Source organism: Pseudomonas syringae group sp. 26L6 (genome assembly GCF_032587815.1).
In the GTDB taxonomy this organism is placed as follows: Bacteria; Pseudomonadota; Gammaproteobacteria; order Pseudomonadales; family Pseudomonadaceae; genus Aquipseudomonas; species Aquipseudomonas amygdali.
Genome location: NZ_JAWHPJ010000031.1, coordinates 1 through 18,260, shown reverse-complemented (window position 1 = coordinate 18,260; position 18,260 = coordinate 1). Strand labels below are relative to the sequence as shown.

Annotated in this window: 15 protein-coding genes; 9 read left to right on the top strand and 6 right to left on the bottom strand. The window is 60.6% G+C overall.

Features of this window, described 5'->3' with window-relative positions; translation table 11 throughout:
• Nucleotides 1-4 precede the first annotated feature (4 nt).
• Nucleotides 5-955 carry a choline sulfate utilization transcriptional regulator gene (locus RYA97_RS15795; RefSeq protein ID WP_005743934.1) on the bottom strand — a complete coding sequence of 317 codons (951 nt, stop codon included), beginning with the start codon at nucleotides 953-955 and terminating at the stop codon, nucleotides 5-7.
• A gap of 114 nt (nucleotides 956-1,069) precedes the next feature.
• Between RYA97_RS15795 and betC the strand changes: the two genes are divergently transcribed.
• The 3 genes from betC to RYA97_RS15780 all read left to right on the top strand — a co-directional run bounded on the left by betC (nucleotide 1,070) and on the right by RYA97_RS15780 (nucleotide 5,285).
• Nucleotides 1,070-2,575, top strand: coding sequence for a choline-sulfatase (betC, locus tag RYA97_RS15790; protein ID WP_005743935.1), 1,506 nt, complete (start codon nucleotides 1,070-1,072; stop codon nucleotides 2,573-2,575).
• Between the two features lie 37 nt (nucleotides 2,576-2,612).
• Nucleotides 2,613-3,539, top strand: a complete 927-nt coding sequence (locus RYA97_RS15785; RefSeq protein WP_005743937.1) for a choline ABC transporter substrate-binding protein — start codon at nucleotides 2,613-2,615, stop codon at nucleotides 3,537-3,539.
• Nucleotides 3,540-3,716: 177 nt separating this feature from the next.
• Entirely contained in the window at nucleotides 3,717-5,285 is a 1,569-nt protein-coding gene (locus tag RYA97_RS15780) for a SulP family inorganic anion transporter (protein WP_117139772.1), read from the top strand.
• 96 nt (nucleotides 5,286-5,381) lie between these two features.
• On the opposite strand, the gene aroE is transcribed toward RYA97_RS15780, so the two are convergent.
• Together aroE and hemF are read right to left on the bottom strand one after the other, a co-directional pair.
• Entirely contained in the window at nucleotides 5,382-6,206 is an 825-nt protein-coding gene (gene aroE / locus RYA97_RS15775) for a shikimate dehydrogenase (protein WP_117139773.1), read from the bottom strand.
• Nucleotides 6,206-7,120 (bottom strand): oxygen-dependent coproporphyrinogen oxidase, encoded by a 915-nt coding sequence (gene hemF, locus RYA97_RS15770; protein WP_002551339.1) that lies wholly within the window; start codon nucleotides 7,118-7,120, stop codon nucleotides 6,206-6,208. Before hemF ends, aroE begins: the two co-directional genes overlap by 1 nt.
• A 171-nt stretch (nucleotides 7,121-7,291) precedes the next feature.
• Between hemF and RYA97_RS15765 the strand changes: the two genes are divergently transcribed.
• Entirely contained in the window at nucleotides 7,292-8,269 is a 978-nt protein-coding gene (locus tag RYA97_RS15765) for an NADPH:quinone reductase (RefSeq protein WP_117182434.1), read from the top strand.
• Between the two features lie 7 nt (nucleotides 8,270-8,276).
• Here RYA97_RS15765 and RYA97_RS15760 read toward each other — a convergent pair whose 3' ends face one another.
• The 3 genes from RYA97_RS15760 to RYA97_RS15750 form a co-directional block, all read right to left on the bottom strand.
• Nucleotides 8,277-8,834 carry an L-threonylcarbamoyladenylate synthase gene (locus RYA97_RS15760; protein WP_004662860.1) on the bottom strand — a complete coding sequence of 186 codons (558 nt, stop codon included), beginning with the start codon at nucleotides 8,832-8,834 and terminating at the stop codon, nucleotides 8,277-8,279.
• Between the two features lie 38 nt (nucleotides 8,835-8,872).
• On the bottom strand, nucleotides 8,873-9,991 hold the full coding sequence (gene dprA, locus RYA97_RS15755; protein WP_054089085.1) for a DNA-processing protein DprA: 1,119 nt from the start codon (nucleotides 9,989-9,991) through the stop codon (nucleotides 8,873-8,875).
• Nucleotides 9,992-10,114: 123 nt separating this feature from the next.
• Complete coding sequence (locus tag RYA97_RS15750; RefSeq protein WP_002551334.1) at nucleotides 10,115-11,140, bottom strand: LysM peptidoglycan-binding domain-containing protein; 1,026 nt, start codon at nucleotides 11,138-11,140, stop codon at nucleotides 10,115-10,117.
• A 125-nt stretch (nucleotides 11,141-11,265) separates the two neighbouring features.
• Here RYA97_RS15750 and def point away from each other — a divergent pair, with 125 nt between their 5' ends.
• The 5 genes from def to RYA97_RS15725 all read left to right on the top strand — a co-directional run bounded on the left by def (nucleotide 11,266) and on the right by RYA97_RS15725 (nucleotide 18,007).
• A complete protein-coding gene (def, locus tag RYA97_RS15745; protein WP_005732754.1) occupies nucleotides 11,266-11,772 on the top strand; it encodes a peptide deformylase in 507 nt (168 codons plus the stop codon).
• Between the two features lie 59 nt (nucleotides 11,773-11,831).
• Entirely contained in the window at nucleotides 11,832-12,776 is a 945-nt protein-coding gene (gene fmt, locus RYA97_RS15740; RefSeq protein ID WP_117139775.1) for a methionyl-tRNA formyltransferase, read from the top strand.
• Nucleotides 12,773-14,119: a 16S rRNA (cytosine(967)-C(5))-methyltransferase RsmB gene (gene rsmB, locus RYA97_RS15735; RefSeq protein ID WP_117139776.1), complete on the top strand. Its 1,347-nt coding sequence runs from the start codon at nucleotides 12,773-12,775 to the stop codon at nucleotides 14,117-14,119. The genes fmt and rsmB overlap by 4 nt, the downstream gene beginning before the upstream one ends.
• A complete protein-coding gene (trkA, locus tag RYA97_RS15730) occupies nucleotides 14,116-15,489 on the top strand; it encodes a Trk system potassium transporter TrkA (RefSeq protein ID WP_005732751.1) in 1,374 nt (457 codons plus the stop codon). Before rsmB ends, trkA begins: the two co-directional genes overlap by 4 nt.
• A 154-nt stretch (nucleotides 15,490-15,643) precedes the next feature.
• Nucleotides 15,644-18,007, top strand: a complete 2,364-nt coding sequence (locus RYA97_RS15725; protein ID WP_010199574.1) for an FdhF/YdeP family oxidoreductase — start codon at nucleotides 15,644-15,646, stop codon at nucleotides 18,005-18,007.
• Nucleotides 18,008-18,260: the final 253 nt, after the last annotated feature.

Sequence of the window (18,260 nt, the reverse complement as noted above, 5' to 3'; positions counted from 1 at the left end):
CTGCTTACACCGCAATCGACGGCAACGGCCTGCCCGCCAGCGAAACCCCGCTCAACGCCTGCTCACTCGCCAGCCAGTCCATGAACTGCTGGACGATCTGCACGCGCCGTTTGCGCTGGGGCAAAACCACGTAATAGCCTTGGCCGGAAATGGCGGCTCCGGCGATGGGGCGGCAGAGCAGGCCTTGGTCGAGGAGGTCGTCGACCAGGTGTTTCCAGCCGATGGCGATGCCTTGTCCGCCAATCGCAGCCTGGATGAGCAGGGTGTAGTTGTCGAAACGCAGCTGGCCGGGGGTAGGGGCCTGGGGAATGTCGAGGGCGCGGAATACGCCCGCCCAGTCGAACCAGTTGTTGCTGCTTTCGCCGCGCAGGTGCAAGAGCGGAAAGTCGCGCAGTGCCTCGTTGGGCAGCGGCGTCTGGCGACCCGTGATCAGTTGCGGGCTGCACACCGGAAAGACTTCTTCGCTGAACAGCCAGTGGCTTTCGCCTTGCTTGAAGCGCCCGTCGCCGAACAGTACGGCAACGTCGATATCTGCGCGTAACATGCTGTGGGTACGCTCGCTGGTGACCAGGCTGACATCCACGTCCGGGTTGACCTTGTGGAAACGGTGCAGACGCGGCATCAGCCAGTAGGCGGCGAAGGCAAAGTCGGTCGCCACTTGAAGCACTTCGTGCTGGTGCTGTTCGGTGATCGCTATCAGTCCGCTGTCGATGGATTGCAGGCCAGCCTGCACATGGCTGAACAATATTTCACCGGCTTCGGTAAGCTCGATGCCGCGATAGATCCGGTCAAACAGGCGGGTGGCCAGCTGTTCTTCAAGGCGCTTGATCTGCTGGCTGACGGCAGGCTGGGTAGTGCCCAGTTCGATAGCCGCCGCAGTGAAGCTGCGCAAGCGAGCCGCGACTTCAAAGGCACGCAGCAGGTCGAGGGACATGTCGCCAAAAACTTCAAACATAAGCGGTGCTTATCCTAGGCATTGCTGCGCATGGGCTTTACCATCAAACACGACGACTTCATCCTCGTACCCGGCACTTTCGCATAACTTTTCACAATGGGATGCAGCGATTACATGAAGCGCAAAAATATTCTGTTCATCATGGCCGATCAAATGGCCGCGCCAATGTTGCCGTTTTACTCCCGGTCTCCAATCCAGATGCCGAATCTGAGCCGCCTTGCTGCCGACGGCGTGGTGTTCGATTCAGCGTATTGCAACAGCCCTCTGTGCGCACCATCGCGTTTCACACTGGTCAGCGGTCAGCTGCCAAGCAAGATCGGCGCGTACGACAACGCAGCCGACTTCCCGGCTGATATTCCAACCTACGCTCACTATCTGCGTGCGCTGGGCTACAAGACCGCTCTGGCAGGCAAGATGCATTTCTGTGGGCCGGATCAACTGCACGGTTACGAAGAGCGTCTGACCAGTGACATTTACCCGGCCGACTATGGCTGGTCGGTCAACTGGGACGAGCCGGACGTGCGTCCGAGCTGGTATCACAACATGTCTTCAGTGTTGCAGGCCGGCCCGTGCATTCGTACCAACCAGCTGGATTTCGATGAAGAAGTGCTGTTCAAGTCCCAGCAGTATCTGTACGACTATGTACGCCAGGACGGTGATGCGCCTTTCTGCCTGACCGTTTCCATGACTCATCCTCATGATCCGTACACCATTCCCAAGCCGTTCTGGGACCTGTACGCCGACGAAGAGATCCCGATGCCGCCGCCGCACGCCAATCAGGCCGCGCTGGACCCGCATTCGCAACGGCTGCTCAAGGTCTATGACCTGTGGGACAAGCCCATGCCGACCGACAAGATTCGTGATGCGCGCCGCGCCTACTTTGGCGCGTGCAGCTACATCGACCTCAACGTCGGCAAGCTGATGCAGACGCTGGATGAAGTCGGGCTGGCGGAAGACACCATCGTGGTGTTCTCCGGCGATCACGGCGACATGCTGGGCGAGAAGGGCCTCTGGTACAAAATGCACTGGTTCGAAATGGCCGCCCGCGTGCCGTTGGTGGTGTATTCGCCGGGCCAGTTCAAGCCAGGGCGGGTCAGTGCGTCGGTGTCGACTGCCGACTTGCTGCCGACCTTTGTCGAAATGGCCAACGGCAAACTGGACGCAGGGTTGCCACTGGACGGACGCTCTCTGATGCCGCACCTGAAACGCAAGGGCGGGCACGATGAGGTGTTCGGCGAGTACATGGCCGAAGGCACGACCAGCCCGTTGATGATGATCCGTCGCGGCACTTATAAATTCATCTATTCGGAGCAGGACCCGTGCCTGCTCTTCGATGTGAAGAAGGACCCGAAAGAGCAGAATGATCTGAGCCAGTCACCCGCCCATGAAAAGCTGTTCAATGACTTCCTGGCTGAAGCTCGAGCCAAGTGGGATATCCCGGCGATACACCAACAGGTGCTCGCCAGCCAGCGCAGAAGGCGCTTCGTCGCCAAATCGCTGGCAACCGGCAAGCTGAAGAGTTGGGATCACCAGCCACTGGTCGACGCCAGTCAGCAGTACATGCGCAACCATATTGATCTGGACGATCTGGAGCGTAAGGCACGTTTTCCGCAACCTTGACCCTGCCCACACCAAAAAAATCAAAAGGGGTACATCAATGAAGAAGTTATCCACAGCCGTTGCGGTCGCGGTCATGGCGTTCGGCAGCCTTGCGGCGCAGGCAGAGGACGCAAGTTGCAGCACCGTGAAAATGGCCGATCCGGGCTGGAGTGACATCGGGGCCACCAATGCTATCGCCAGCGTGGTGCTTGAAGGTCTGGGCTACAAGGCCAAGGTCGACACCTTGGCCGTGCCGATTGCCTATGGCGGCCTGAAAGACGGCAAGCTGGATGTTTTTCTGGGTAACTGGATGCCGGCGCAGCAGGGCTTTTACGACAAGTTCGTGGCGACCGGCGATGTAACGCAATTGGCCAGGAACCTTGAAGGCACCGAGTTCACCCTGGCCGTGCCGGACTATGTGTGGGACGCCGGCGTGCATGATTTTGCCGACCTGAATAAATTCGCTGACAAGTTCGACCAGAAGATCTACGGCATTGGCGCTGGCGCACCTGCCAACCTGTCGCTGCAGGAGATCATCAAGAAGAATGAATTCGATCTGGGCAAATGGAAGCTGGTCGAGTCGAGCGAGACGGCGATGCTCGCCGAGGTCAATCGCAATGTGAAGAAGAAAGCGTTTGTGGTCTTCCTCGGCTGGACCCCGCATCCGATGAACGTGCAGATCAAAGGTATGCATTACCTCAAGGGCGGCGAGAAATACTTTGGCGATACCGGCTCGGTCTTCACCCTGACTCGCAAGGGTTATGCGCAAGCCTGTCCGAACGTCGGCAAGCTGCTGACCAATCTGAGCTTCACCCTGGACATGGAAAACAGCATCATGGCTGAAGTGGCGAACAAGAAAGTCAGCAATAGCGCAGCGGCAAAGGCCTGGATCAAAGCCAATCCCGCAGTGCTGGACACGTGGCTGGAGGGCGTGAAGACGTTTGATGGCAAGGATGGGCTGACGGCGGTGAAGGCCAGATTGTAGTCGTAAGGTCTTGAGTGCGCGGCGTGGCGCAGATCTGTGACGCGGGGCGTCACCCAAGGCATTCCAACGCTGGCGCGTGAGGAACGATAGGTGTCCGACTATCGTGCCCCATGCTCCGCGTGGGTATGCCGTTCTGGGCGCTCTGCGTCCTCTACGTTCAATTCACTCGAGGGACCGATGCGCTGGCTCAATCGCCATAAAATTCTACCGTTTCTGGCCTGGCTGCCGCAGCAGAGCCGCGCCAGTGTCGGGCATGATGCGCTGGTGGGCCTGAGCGGTGCCATTCTGGCCCTGCCGCAGTCCATCGCTTACGCACTGATCGCCGGGCTGCCTCCGGAGTACGGCCTGTACGCCGCGATTGTTCCTGTTCTGATCGCCTGCCTGTGGGGCTCGTCCTGGCACCTCATCTGTGGGCCGACTGCGGCTATTTCCATCGTGCTGTATGCCAGTGTCAGTCCGCTCGCCGTTCCGGCCAGTCAGGACTACATCATGTTGATCCTGTTGCTGACGTTCATCGCCGGTGTATTCCAGCTATTGCTGGGGATGATGCGCTTCGGTGCGCTGGTGAATTTCGTTTCGCACTCGGTGGTGCTCGGTTTCACACTGGGCGCTGCAATAGTCATTGCACTCGGGCAGATGCCCAATCTGCTGGGCATTGACCTGCCGAGTCAGACCACCGCCCTTAGAAGCCTGACCGCCGTGTTAGAACATCCTGGAGAGGTCGATCTACCTTCACTGACACTGGGCCTGTTGACCCTGGCGCTGAGCATCGGGCTCAAACTCCTGGTGCCTCGCTGGCCAACCTTATTGATTGCATTGGTATCGAGCAGCCTGTTGGTGTGGCTGTGGCCGGCGATGTTCGGCCATGTCCGTGTGGTCAGTGCCTTCGTTGGCCATCTACCGCCTTTCAGCCCGCTACCGCTGGACCTTGAGCTGATCCTCAAGCTGATGCCGACAGCAGTGGCGGTGGGCATGCTGGGGCTGGTCAACAGCCTGTCGATTGCCCGCTCGCTGTCGGCACGTTCGCAGCAGCTGCTCAACGCCAATCAGGAAGTCCGTGCGCAAGGTCTGTCGAATATGGTCGGCTCGCTGTTTTCCGGCTACCTGTCAGCGGGCTCGTTCACCCGTGCGGCGCTGAGTTACGAGGCGGGTGCGCGTTCGCCGTTGGCCGGCGTTTTTTCGGCGCTATGGGTGGCATTGTTCGCGGTCGCCGGAGCCTCGTTGATCTCGCACATTCCAATCCCGGCCATGGCCGCCTCGATCCTGCTGATCTGCTGGGGCCTGGTGGATCGTCGTGGCATTCGCGCACTGTTCCGTGTCAGCCGCGCCGAGTTTTTCGTGATGGCGCTGACCTGTCTGGCCACCCTGCTGCTGGAGCTGCAAACCGCGATTTATGCCGGTGTGCTGGCCTCGCTGTTCTTCTACCTCAAACGCACTTCACAACCGCGCGTGCAGCAATGGCGCGAAGGCGATGAGAATGTGCTGCGGGTCGGCGGCTCGATCTTCTTCGGTGCCAGCCATTACCTGCAAACTCGCCTGCAACGCACTGAAGGGCTGCGTGTAGTGATCGATGCGCAGCAGATCAACTTTATCGATTACTCGGGCGTGGAAATGCTTCATCAGGAAGCCAGGCGCTTGGGTCAGCAGGGGCGAGTGCTGGTAATGCGAAATGCCAGACCCCAAGTGATCGAGGAATTGCACAAGCTGGAAGGGCCGCAGAACTGCCCGATTCTGTTTGAGGATTGAGCCATAACTCATCGTCCCGACGCTCTGCGTTGCAAGAGGACGCGGAGCGTCCAGAACGGCATGCCAACGCGGAGCATTGGCACGATAGTCTCTCAGTCAACCAGCCGCCAGCAGCCTGCGCAACTCGGCCAGTACCGGAGCCGAGTCCGGGCGCACGCCGCGCCATAGCAGGAAAGCTTCTGCCGCCTGCTCCACCAGCATACCCAAGCCATCAACCGACCGTGCTGCACCCTGTTCAGTGGCCCAGCGGCAAAAGGCGGTGGGCTCTTTGCTGTACATCATGTCGTAGCAGAAGGTCGCATCGGGCTGGATAAGGCTCGGGGAAATCGGCGGCAGCTCTCCAGCCAGGCTGGCAGAGGTGGCATTGATGATCACGTCCACTGGCTCTTCAAGCCAGTCGAAGCTGCTGGCAAACACAGGGCCAAGATCCGCAAATTCCTGAGCCAGTCGTTCGGCTTTTTCAACGGTGCGATTGGCAATCACCAGCACTGAGGGTTGCTCCGCCAGCAACGGCTCCAGCGCGCCACGCACAGCACCACCCGCACCCAGCAACAGAATGCGCTGACCACGCAGGCTGCGCCCGCAATTGATTGTCAGGTCGCGCACCAGCCCGGCACCGTCGGTGTTGTCACCCAGCAGCGTACCGTCATCGAGCTTGCTCAAGGTGTTCACGGCTCCCGCACGCTGCCCGCGCTCGGTCAGGCTATGAGCGAGGCGATAGGCTTCTTCCTTGAACGGCACAGTCACGTTGGCACCACGTCCGGTCTGGAAAAACGCCTGGGCAAATGCGGTGAAATCATCCAAAGGTGCCAGCGACGTCTGGTAATCCAGCGCCTGCCCGGTTTGCTCGGCGAACAGGCGATGAATCAAGGGCGACTTGCTGTGGCCAATGGGGTTACCGAAGACGACGTACCGGTCCATCAGTTGTCCGCCAGCCAGTCGCGATCAGTCAGGAAGTATTCGGTCAGACGCGCCTCTTCACTGCCCGGAGCGGCTTTCCAGTCATAACCCCAGCGCACTTGCGGCGGCAGCGACATGAGGATCGATTCGGTACGGCCACCCGATTGCAGACCGAACAGCGTGCCGCGGTCGTACACCAGGTTGAACTCGACGTAGCGCCCCCGACGGAATTCCTGAAACTCGCGCTGCTGCACCGTATAGGCCGCAGCCTTGCGACGACGCACGATCGGCAGGTAGGCATTGATAAACGCATCACCGATGGCGCGGATGAAGGCAAAGCTGGTATCGAAATCCCATTGGTTCACGTCATCGAAAAACAGACCACCGATACCGCGTGGCTCATCACGATGCTTGAGGTGGAAGTAACTGTCGCACCATGCCTTGTAGCGCGGGTAGACATCGTCGCCGAAGGGCGCACAGGCGCGTTCGGCCACCCGGTGCCAGTGTACGCAGTCTTCCTCGACGCCATAGTAGGGCGTCAAATCGAAACCGCCACCAAACCACCAGACCGGCTCCTCGCCTTCTTTCTCGGCAATGAAGAACCGCACATTGGCGTGGGACGTCGGCACATGCGGGTTGTGCGGGTGAATCACCAGCGACACGCCCAGCGCCTCGAAACCACGCCCGGCCAGCTCAGGCCGGTGGGCACTGGCCGACGGAGGCAGGTTGCTGCCGAACACGTGGGAAAAGTTGACACCACCTTTCTCGATGACCGCGCCATTCTCGATCACCCGCGTGCGACCACCGCCGCCCGCCGGACGCGTCCAGGCATCTTCCACAAAGTGTGCGTTGCCATCTTCCTGCTCGAGCGCGGTGCAGATCCGGTCTTGCAGGTCGAGCAGGTAGGCTTTTACGGCCTCGGTACGGGTACTCATGAGGATCCCTTACGGCTGACGTCAAACGGCTGAGCCCCCGCAGCAAAAGAGGCGCAGGCAAATTGGCGCGTAGCATACCATCGGCAGCGCGGGCTGGCAGTTGACGAAGGCCGGGGGAAGGAGTCCGATAGGTGCTTTCGGAACTTGTTTTAACCATCAAGGAGAGAGCACATGGCAAAGCGTATCCAGTTCAGCACTGTCGGAGGACCCGAGGTTCTTGAATATATCGATTTCGAGCCGGAGGCTCCAGGGCCGCAGGCGGTGGTTGTGCGCAACAAGGCCATTGGCCTGAATTTCATTGATACCTATTACCGTAGCGGGCTGTATCCGGCGCCTGAGTTGCCTTCCGGGCTTGGTGCTGAAGGGGCAGGCGTGGTCGAGGCGGTGGGTGATGAGGTGACGCGCTTCAAGGTCGGTGATCGTGTCGCCTATGGCACCGGGCCTCTGGGTGCGTACAGCGAGGTGCATGTGCTGCCTGAGGCGAATCTGGTGAAGCTGGCGGACTCGGTCAGTTTCGAGCAGGCCGCTGCGTTGATGCTCAAGGGCCTGACCGTGCAATACCTGTTGCGCCAGACCTATCAGGTGAAGCCGGGCGAGATCATTCTGTTTCATGCGGCGGCGGGTGGTGTTGGCTCGTTGGCCTGTCAGTGGGCCAAGGCATTGGGCGCGAAGCTGATCGGCACGGTCAGCTCACCGGAGAAGGCCGCTCACGCCAACGCGCTGGGTGCCTGGGAAACCATCGACTATAGCCACGAAGACGTCGCCAAACGTGTGCTGGAGCTCACCGACGGCAAGAAGTGCCCGGTGGTCTACGACGGCGTGGGGCAGGACACTTGGCTGACCTCGCTCGACAGCGTGGCACCGCGTGGGCTGGTGGTGAGCTTCGGCAATGCGTCCGGACCGGTCTCAGGTGTGAATCTGGGGATTCTGGCGCAAAAGGGCTCGGTGTATGTCACCCGCCCGACGCTGGGCACCTACGCAAACAATGCGCAGAACCTGCAAGCCATGGCTGACGAGCTGTTCGACATGCTCGCCAGCGGCAAACTCAAGGTCGACAACATTCAGCAGTACGCCTTGAAGGACGCCGCCAAGGCGCAAACCGAGCTGTCCGCTCGGCGCACCACTGGCTCGACCATTCTGATTCCCTGAGCCTGCGTCAGCCAGCGCGCATGACCTGGCCGGTCGCGATATCACGGATCACGCTGGGGTTTCGGCGGCCGCCCAGGCTGCCGCCCAGCACACCGTCGATCTGACCCCGGAAGTACTGCTCGACGCGCAATCGCGAACGGGCAGCCGGGCGACCTGCCGGGTTGGCCGATGTGGAAATCAACGGGCCGACCAACGCGCACAGTTCGCGCACCGTAGGGTGGTCGGTGACGCGCAGCGCCACGGTTTCATGAATGCCAGTAATCCACTCGGGCAGCAGGTTCTGATGCGGCACCAGCCAGGTATTGGGCCCTGGCCAGGTGCTGGCCATGCGGTCGAGCCACAATTGGGGGAAGTCTTCGAACAGAAAGTCGAACTGGCGAATGTTGTCGGCGATCAGGATCAGGCCTTTTTCCACTGGCCGTGACTTGATCGCCAGCAAACGATAAACCGCTTCTTCATCCCATGGATCACACCCCAGGCCCCAGACTGCCTCGGTCGGGTAAGCAATCACCGCACCGGCTCGAATATCCTGAGCGGCTTGTTGCACACGCCAACTGCTGACCATTGTTTGTCTCTCCGCTAAATCCTGACGGCAGTTTAACCTCAGGGCGCTCTGGCGAACCATCGTCCCGCTTCACAGCTTATTCTGCCGTCCAGTTCCAGCTCGGTCAGGCCCGCCAGTACCTTGGGCAACGGCCAGCCGCTGGAGACCGATAACCCCTCGCTGGTATGCGGCGCAGCGTGCAGCAGCGCCAGAAGTGGATGGTCGCAAGGCACCGGTTTGGCAGGTGTCTCGGGCGGTGCAGCGGGCGCAACGCTCTTCCAGTGCTGCAAGCCTTCAAGAATGTGCTCAACGGTCTCGACCAGCGTTGCGCCATCGCGTATCAACTGGTGGCAACCCTTGGCACCCGGATGGTGAATCGAACCCGGTATCGCATAAACCTCTCGCCCTTGCTCAGCGGCCAGGCGTGCGGTAATCAAAGAGCCACTGGCAACACTGGCCTCGACCACCAGTACGCCGAGCGACAGGCCGCTGATGATTCGGTTGCGCCGCGGGAAGTTGCTGGGCTGTGGTTCAGCGTCCAGCGGGAACTCGGAAATCACCGCGCCACCTTGTGCCGCCATCTGCGCTGCAAGCGCACGATGCTGCTGTGGATAAAGTTTTTCAAGCCCGGTGCCCAGCACACCGATTGTATGCCCACCGACATCCAGTGCGCCCTGATGCGCGGCTCCGTCAATGCCGCGCGCCAGACCGCTGGTGATCACAAAACCGGCACCCGCCAGGCTGCGCGCAAAAGCTCTGGCAGTGTCCAGCCCGGGTCTGGAAGCGCGACGACTGCCGACCATTCCCAACTGCGGACGCTCGAGGATTGAAGGGTCGCCGGCAATGAAGATCAGCGGCGGAGGGTCGGCGATTTCGGCCAGCAGCGCGGGGTAGCAAGGGTCGTCCCACATCAGCAAATGCTGGGCCGGACACTCCAGCCAGGCCAATGCAGCACTCGCACCGTCCCTGACGGAAGGGGCTCGACGCGCCTCGGCGCAGGCACCTGGAATACCCAGCGCACGCCACGCACTGGCCGGTGCGCTCAGCGCAGACGACGCAGAACCAAAGGCTTCGATCAGCCTGGAAAAGCGTTTCGGTCCGATCTCGGGCAAGCGATGCATGCGCAGACGGGCTTCCAGCTCTGCTGGCGAAGAGAGGGCATTTTCGAACAGTGGCATGAGATCGTCCCTGATCCATTGCGCATCTCAGACGATGCACAAACCTGTGGATAACTCTGTTGACAACAATTTGATAAGTGTCTGGCTCGTCACACAAATCCGTAGCAGAACTGAAACATACCTTTAAGGATTTCGAACCTTGTCCATGATGGCCAAAGATCGGTTGGCTTGCAGGACCAAGGCGTAACTAAGCTTGTCGTACGTACGGAAAACCATGAGCAGGCCAGACCGTTCGTCAGGGATTTTTACCTGTTCACCGGTGATCCGGTCGCGCACTGTCTCGCTGGTTTTGTAGATCGCCAGCACATTCCCCTCGGCCAGGCCGTCACGTTTGCCTTTGTTGAGAGTGACCACATCCAGCACGCTGACCTGGGTTACGCCGCGTGGCACATCCAGAATCAAACCTTCTATCGGCGTTTGCGGGGCGCTGGGCAGGAAAGTCGAGTTGATCGCTCGCTCTTCGCTGCTGAACAATCGGTCGCCCAGGCGCACTTCCTGCGTAGAGCGCTGCAAAACCAGGGTCGAGACGTCGCCCTCGGAGGCAACCACTTCAGCGCTGCCGATGTCATCCGCGTTGATCCCCAGCACTTCCTTGGTCTGTGGGTCGGTGTAGGTCTTGCCCTGTCGGAAAATGCCGTAGACGGTGTGCGCCGGGTCCAGCGTGCCCCGTGCATAGGCCCGGTCACCGCTACCGCTGAGCACGCGCTCGGCATTGCCCGCGACGATGTAGGGGGCCTTTTCGAACTGCTCGGCATTGTCGACGATGCGATTGCTGATCAGGAATGCGTTGATCGCCCCCAGCGGAATGCTCGGAATGGCCTCGACCATCGGCGTACTGCGCACACGCGGTGACAATTTGATGGTCCCGCGCGACTCGCCCCGATTGAGCGTCACGCGCGGCTGACCATCGACCCAGGTCAGCGCGAGGGTGTCACCGGGGTAGATCAGGTCAGGATCATGGACTTGCGGATTGGCCCGCCATATCTCGCGCCATTTCCACGGTTCACGCAAAAACTTGCCGGAAATGTCCCAGAGTGTGTCCCCGGCGACAACGGTGTAGCTCTGCGGATAGCCTTCCCTGAGTTGCACTTGCGCCTGAGCAAGACCGCTGGCGGTCAGCAGCAGCAGGGCGAGTAGTGATTTCCTCATGCGGTGAATCCCTTTATCATGTTGCCTCACGCGAACCCTAGAGTCCTGTCCTGGGCTGCCTGCCTTGAACTCCCGGGCCCGGCACCCAACATTGACTTTACCTTAACAGTGCAGCTCTTACGTATATGGCCATTCTAAACATCCTCGAATTTCCCGATTCGCGCCTGCGCACCATCGCCAAACCTGTGGCGATGGTAGACGAAGGCATTCGCCAGTTGGTCGACGACATGTTTGAAACCATGTACGAAGCGCCCGGCATCGGGCTGGCAGCCACGCAGGTCAATGTCCACAAGCGTGTGGTCGTCATGGATCTGAGCGAAGACCGCAGCGAACCGATGGTCTTCATCAACCCTGAAATCGAAAAACTGACCGATGAAATGGATCAGTATCAGGAAGGCTGCCTGTCGGTACCCGGTTTCTACGAGAACGTCGACCGCCCGCAAAAGGTCCGCGTCAAGGCGCTGGACCGTGACGGCAAGCCTTACGAACTGGTTGCCGAAGGCCTGCTCGCCATCTGCATCCAGCATGAGTGCGATCACCTGAACGGCAAGCTGTTCGTTGATTACCTCTCTAACCTCAAGCGCGACCGGATCAAGAAAAAACTCGAGAAACAGCACAAGCTGAACGCTTGATCCTTCGTCCCTCCAAAAGGCCTGCACAAGGCCTTTTTGTTTTTTACAACGAGAAGCCCATGACTGAGCCACTGCGCATCGTCTTCGCCGGCACCCCGGAATTTGCCGCCGAACACCTCAAGGCCCTGCTAGACAGCCCTTACCAGATCGTCGCCGTGTACACCCAGCCTGATCGCCCGGCCGGTCGTGGACAAAAGCTGATGCCCAGCCCGGTCAAGCAACTGGCACTGCAGCATGACATCCCGGTCATGCAGCCGCCCACGCTACGCGCCCCTGACGCGCAGACCGAACTGGCCGCGCTCAAGCCTGATTTGATGGTGGTGGTCGCCTACGGCTTGATCCTGCCGCAAGTGGTGCTGGATATTCCGCGTCTGGGCTGCATCAACAGCCATGCCTCACTGCTGCCACGCTGGCGCGGAGCTGCGCCGATTCAGCGCGTGGTGCAGGCCGGCGACGCCGAAAGCGGCGTGACCGTGATGCAAATGGAAGCTGGTCTGGACACCGGGCCGATGCTGCTCAAGGCTGTCACCCCGATCACCGCACAGGACACCGGTGGAACGCTGCATGACCGTCTTGCCGAACTCGGCCCACCAGCGGTGTTGCAGGCCATTGCAGGGCTGGCGGATGGTTCGTTGGTCGGCGAGGTTCAGGACGACAGCCTGGCCAATTACGCTCATAAATTGAACAAGGATGAGGCGCGTCTCGACTGGACACGTTCGGCCGATGAGCTGGAACGTCTGATCCGCGCCTTCAACCCGTGGCCGATCTGCCACAGCACGTTGAACGAAGAAACCCTGAAAGTGCTGGCTGCCGATCTGGCCGAAGGGCAGGGCGTACCGGGAACTGTACTCAGCGCCAGCAAGGACGGCCTGATCGTCGCCTGCGGCCAGAACGCCCTGCGCCTGACCCGTCTGCAACTGCCGGGCGGCAAGCCGCTGAATTTTGCTGATCTGTTCAATAGCCGTCGCGAGAAATTCGCCATCGGCACGGTGCTGGGCCAATGAACCCGCGTCTGGCCGCCGCCAAGGCACTGGCTGCCGTGCTCAGCGGCAAGGCATCGCTGAACAGTTCGCTGCCCACTCAACTGGACAAGGTCGAGGTGCGTGATCGCGGCCTGACTCAGGATCTGGCGTTCGGCACCGCACGCTGGCAGCCACGCCTGTCGGCACTGGCGGCCAAACTGTTGCAAAAACCCTTCAAGGCCGCCGATGCCGACGTCGAGGCGTTGCTGCTGGTAGGTCTTTACCAGCTGTTTTACAGCCGAATTCCTGCGCATGCGGCCATTGGTGAAACCGTTGGCTGCGCTGACAAGCTGAAAAAACCGTGGGCCAAAGGCTTGCTCAACGCCGTACTACGCAACGCGCAACGCGATGGCGAAGCGCTGTTGATTGAGCTGGAACACGACCCGGTGGTGCGCACCGCCCACCCGCGCTGGTTGCAAAAAGCCCTGAAAGCGGCGTGGCCGGAGCAATGGGAAGCGATCTGCGCAGCCAACAATGCGCATCCGCCGATGATTTTGCGGGTCAACCGTCGGCATAACAGCCGCGATCAGTACCTCGAGCTGCTGAACACTGCTGGGCTGCAAGCCAGCGCGTGCACCTTCAGTCAGGACGGCATCGTACTTGCAGAGCCCTGCGACGTGCGCTCGCTGCCGGGCTTTACCGAAGGCTGGATCAGCGTTCAGGACGAAGCCGCGCAACTGGCCGCCGACCTGCTGGAGCTCGCACCCGGGCAACGCGTACTCGACGCGTGCTGCGCGCCAGGTGGCAAGACCTGCCATTTGCTGGAAGTGCAGCCGCAATTGAGCGGCGTAGTCGCGGTGGACCTCGAAGCCAAGCGCCTGGTGCGCGTGCGTGAAAACCTTGATCGTCTGGGGCTGGACGCCGAGCTGATCGCTGCCGACGCCCGCGAAACGGCGCAGTGGTGGGACGGTAAGCCTTTCCAGCGCATCCTGCTCGACGCACCATGCTCGGCGACAGGTGTAATCCGTCGCCACCCGGACATCAAGCTGACCCGCCAACTGGATGACATCGCCGCGCTCGCTAGCCTGCAGGGCGAACTGCTCGACGCGCTTTGGCCTACGCTGCAAGTAGGGGGCATGCTGGTGTACGCGACCTGCTCGACACTGCCGACCGAAAACACCGACGTCATCGAGGCGTTTCTGGCCCGTACCTCCGGGGCCAGAGAACTGGATATCGCCGGGCAGGCCGGACAGCCACCCGCAGGTATCAAGCAAGCCCATGGTCGCCAGCTGCTTGCCCAGCAAGGCGGCCACGACGGTTTCTACTACGCCAAACTGATCAAGATCGCGGATCAAGGTCGAGGCGGCGCGGGAGTAAGCAGGTGAAAATCATCATTCTGGGTGCAGGTCAGGTAGGCGGTACGCTGGCCGAGCATCTGGCGGGCGAAGCCAACGACATTACCGTGGTCGACACCGATGGCGACCGGTTACGCGATCTGGGCGACCGCCTGGACATCCGTACCGTGCAGGGCAAGGGCTCCTATCCCGCAGTCCTGCGCCAGGCGGGCGCGGACGACGCCGACATGCTGGTCGCGGTGACCAGCAGCGACGAAGCCAATATGATCGCCTGCCAAGTGGCCCACACGCTGTTCCACACGCCGACCAAGATCGCGCGCATCCGCGAAGCGGCGTACCTGACACGCGCGGGCCTGTTCGATAAAAACGCGATTCCGGTCGACGTGTTGATCAGCCCGGAACAGGTGGTCACCAATTACATCAAGCGCCTGATCGAGTACCCCGGCGCGCTACAGGTCATCGATTTCGCTGAAGGCAAGGCACAACTGGTCGCGGTCAAAGCCTATTACGGCGGTGCCTTGGTGGGCCAGCAGCTGCGCCAGTTACGTGCGCACATGCCCAATGTCGACACCCGTATCGCGGCGATCTATCGGCGCGACCGGGCGATCCTGCCCCACGGCGATACGGTCATCGAAGCCGACGACGAGGTGTTCTTCATCGCCGCCAAGGCCGATATTCGTGCGGTGATGGGTGAGCTGAGGCGTCTGGACGAGAACTACAAGCGCATCGTCATCGCAGGCGGTGGCAACATCGGCGAGCGTCTGGCTGAAGCCATTGAAAGCCGCTATCAGGTAAAGATCATCGAAGTGAACCCGGCGCGCTGCCGCTATCTGTCGGAGCATCTGGACAGTACGGTGGTGCTACAGGGCAGCTCATCGGACCGTGATTTGCTTATGGAAGAAAACATCAACAATACCGACCTGTTCCTGGCGCTGACCAACGACGATGAAGCCAACATCATGTCGTCGCTGCTGGCCAAACGGCTGGGCGCACGCAAGGTGATGACCCTGATCAACAACCCCGCCTACGTCGATCTGGTCCAGGGCGGCGAGATTGATGTGGCGGTCAGCCCGCAACTGGCAACCATCGGCACGCTGCTGGCTCATGTACGACGGGGCGATATCGTCAGCGTGCACTCGTTACGGCGCGGTGCAGCCGAAGCCATCGAGATCGTCGCGCACGGCGACCCGAAATCCAGCAAAGTGGTCGGTCGCGCCATCAAGGACATCAACCTGCCGACCGGCACGGCAATCGGTGCGATCATCCGCGACGAACAAGTGCTCATCGCCCATGACATCACCGTGATCGAATCCGGTGACCATGTGATCATGTTCCTTGTGGACAAGAAGTGCATCCGCGAGGTTGAGCGGCTGTTTCAGGTCGGCCTGAGCTTTTTCTGAACCGCTCCTGAACAGGGTGTGACCCTGACTGAACCTCTTGCCGACCTGTCTGGTCGGCAACGCTCGTCGACTCGGACGAATTCTCTCTGAGCCCGTGCATCTCAGACACACGAGCTTCATGCCTGCACGGGCTTTATGAGAGAGAACGCACCCCATGTCCGAATCGGAAAATTCCCGGGCCCCGCTTCAAGGATCACAGACCGACGGCACACCTGCGGGTGGCTGGCCTGCGCTCAGTGCGGTCAACAAGCACCTGTTGCACCAGCATGTGCTGATCAAGGGCAACCGCACGCTGCTGTCCATGAACAAGCCCGGCGGCTTTGATTGCCCCAGCTGCTCCTGGCCGGACCCAAAAAAACCGCACACGTTTGAATACTGCGAGAACGGTGCCAAGGCACTGGCTTGGGAATCGACCAAAAAACGCGTGACGCCTGAGTTCTTCGCCCGGCATACAGTCAGCGAACTGGCGACCTGGAGCGATCACGAGCTGGAAGCAGAAGGCCGTATCACCGAGCCGATGCGCTACGACGCCGCCACAGACAAATACCTGCCCGTCACCTGGGACGAAGCGTTCGCCGAGATCGGCGCAGAGCTGCGCGGCCTGAGCGATCCGTGGAAGCTGGAGCTGTACACCTCCGGGCGCACGTCGAACGAAGCCGCCTTTCTGTATCAGCTGTTCGGTCGGCTGTACGGCATGGCCAACTTCCCTGACTGCTCGAACATGTGCCATGAAACCACCACTGCGGCGCTGCCCGAGTCGATCGGGGTCGGCAAGGGCACCACGACGCTGGAAGATTTCGAGAACGCCGACGCGATTTTCATCATTGGTCAGAACCCCGGAAGCAACAGCCCGCGCATGATGTCCGAACTGCACGCGGCCGCAAAACGGGGTGCCAGTATCATCTCGTTCAACCCGCTGCGGGAAAGGGCGCTGGTACGCTTTGCGGCGCCGCAGGACCCGCGCGACATGCTCAGCCTTCATGGCGTAGAGATCAGCTCGCAGTACCATCAAGTGAGAATCGGCGGCGACATGATCGCCCTGCAAGGCGTTTGCAAGGCCGTGATCGAAGCCGACGACGTGGCGCAGCGTGAAAACCTGCCGCGCGTCCTTGATGTGGCGTTCATTGAAGAACACACCCATGGTTTTGAGCAGTACGCCAATTATTGCCGACAGTTGCCCTGGGACATCATCGAGCGCCATTCGGGCCTGACGCGCCAGGCCATCGAAGAGGTGGCTGCGGTTTATAAGCGCTCGAAGGGGGTCATCTGCTGCTGGGGGATGGGCATCACTCAGCACAAGCGTGGCGGTGATGCGATGCAGCAGATCATCAACCTGCTGCTATTGCGCGGCAACATCGGCAAGCTCGGTGCGGGGGCTTGCCCGGTGCGGGGGCATTCCAACGTACAGGGCGACAGGACGATGGGCATCTATGAAAAGGCCGGCGAACCGTTTCTGGCCAGCATGAGCAAGGTGTTCGGTTTCGAGGCGTCCAGAAAAAAAGGCCATGCCGTGGCCCAGACCTGCGAAGCCCTGTTGCGTGGCGAGGTGGAAGCACTCATTTCCATGGGCGGTAATTTATTCCGCGCCATTCCGGACACCGATGTGATCTGCCCGACCGTCAGCCGTTTGAAAATGACGGTGCTGGTCAACACCAAACTCAACCGCAGCGCGACGGTGCATGGTCAGAAGGCCTTTCTGCTGCCATGCGTGGCGCGTTCGGAACGCGACCTGCAGAACGGCGTGGCGCAGACCATTACGGTGGAGGACGCGATGTCGATGGTGCACGGCTCGACCGGCATGCTCGAGCCTGCGTCGAAGCATCTGATTTCCGAAGTCGCCATCATCGCCGGTATCGCCAAAGCGACGCTTGCGCCCAATCCCAAGGTGGATTGGGACAGTTATGTGGGCGACTACGCCAGGATTCGCGACAAGATCGAAGAAGTGTTGCCCGAGCAGTTTTATGACTTCAATCAGCGCATCCTAGAACCCGGAGGTTTTCGATTGCCCAATGCCGCCAGTGAGCGCAAGTGGGACACCGAGTCGGGCAAGGCCAACTTTCTCTTTCCTGAAGGCGTCTACGACGAAGACGACACGCCGCCGGGCGCGGAGCATTTGCAGTTGATGACGATCCGCAGCCATGACCAGTTCAATACCACGGTGTATTCCAACGATGACCGTTATCGGGATATCTACGGCGACCGCATGGTGGTGATGCTCAACCCACAGGACATCGAACGCCTGGGGCTGAAGGCCGGGGACTACATTGAGTTTCAGACAGCGCTCGACCCGACCACGACGCGGCGTGCACCGGGTTTCAAAGTCATCCCCTACGACGTGCCGCAAGGCTGCTGCGCAGCCTACTACCCGGAAACCAACGGGCTGCTGCCACTGGCCAACCGGGATAAACACGGCAACACCCCTGCGGCCAAATCCATCCCGGTGAACCTGGTGCGGATGAGTTCGGAGGGGACGCAAGTGGCGCTGGAACGGCGCGGGTTGATTGCGGCGGCCAGTTGAGGGAAACACTATCGTGCGGCGCTCCGCGTCCGATCTTGAATGCGCGGCGCGGCGCAGATCTGTGACGCGGAGCGTCACGCACGGCATTCCCACGCTGGAGCGTGCGGAACGATAACCTGACTATCGTGCGGCGCTCCGCGTCGCATGCAGTTCTGGACGCTCTGCGTCCGATCTTGAATGCGCGGCGCAGCGCAAATCTGTGACGCGGAGCGTCACGCACGGCATTCCCACGCTGGAGCGTGCGGAACGATAA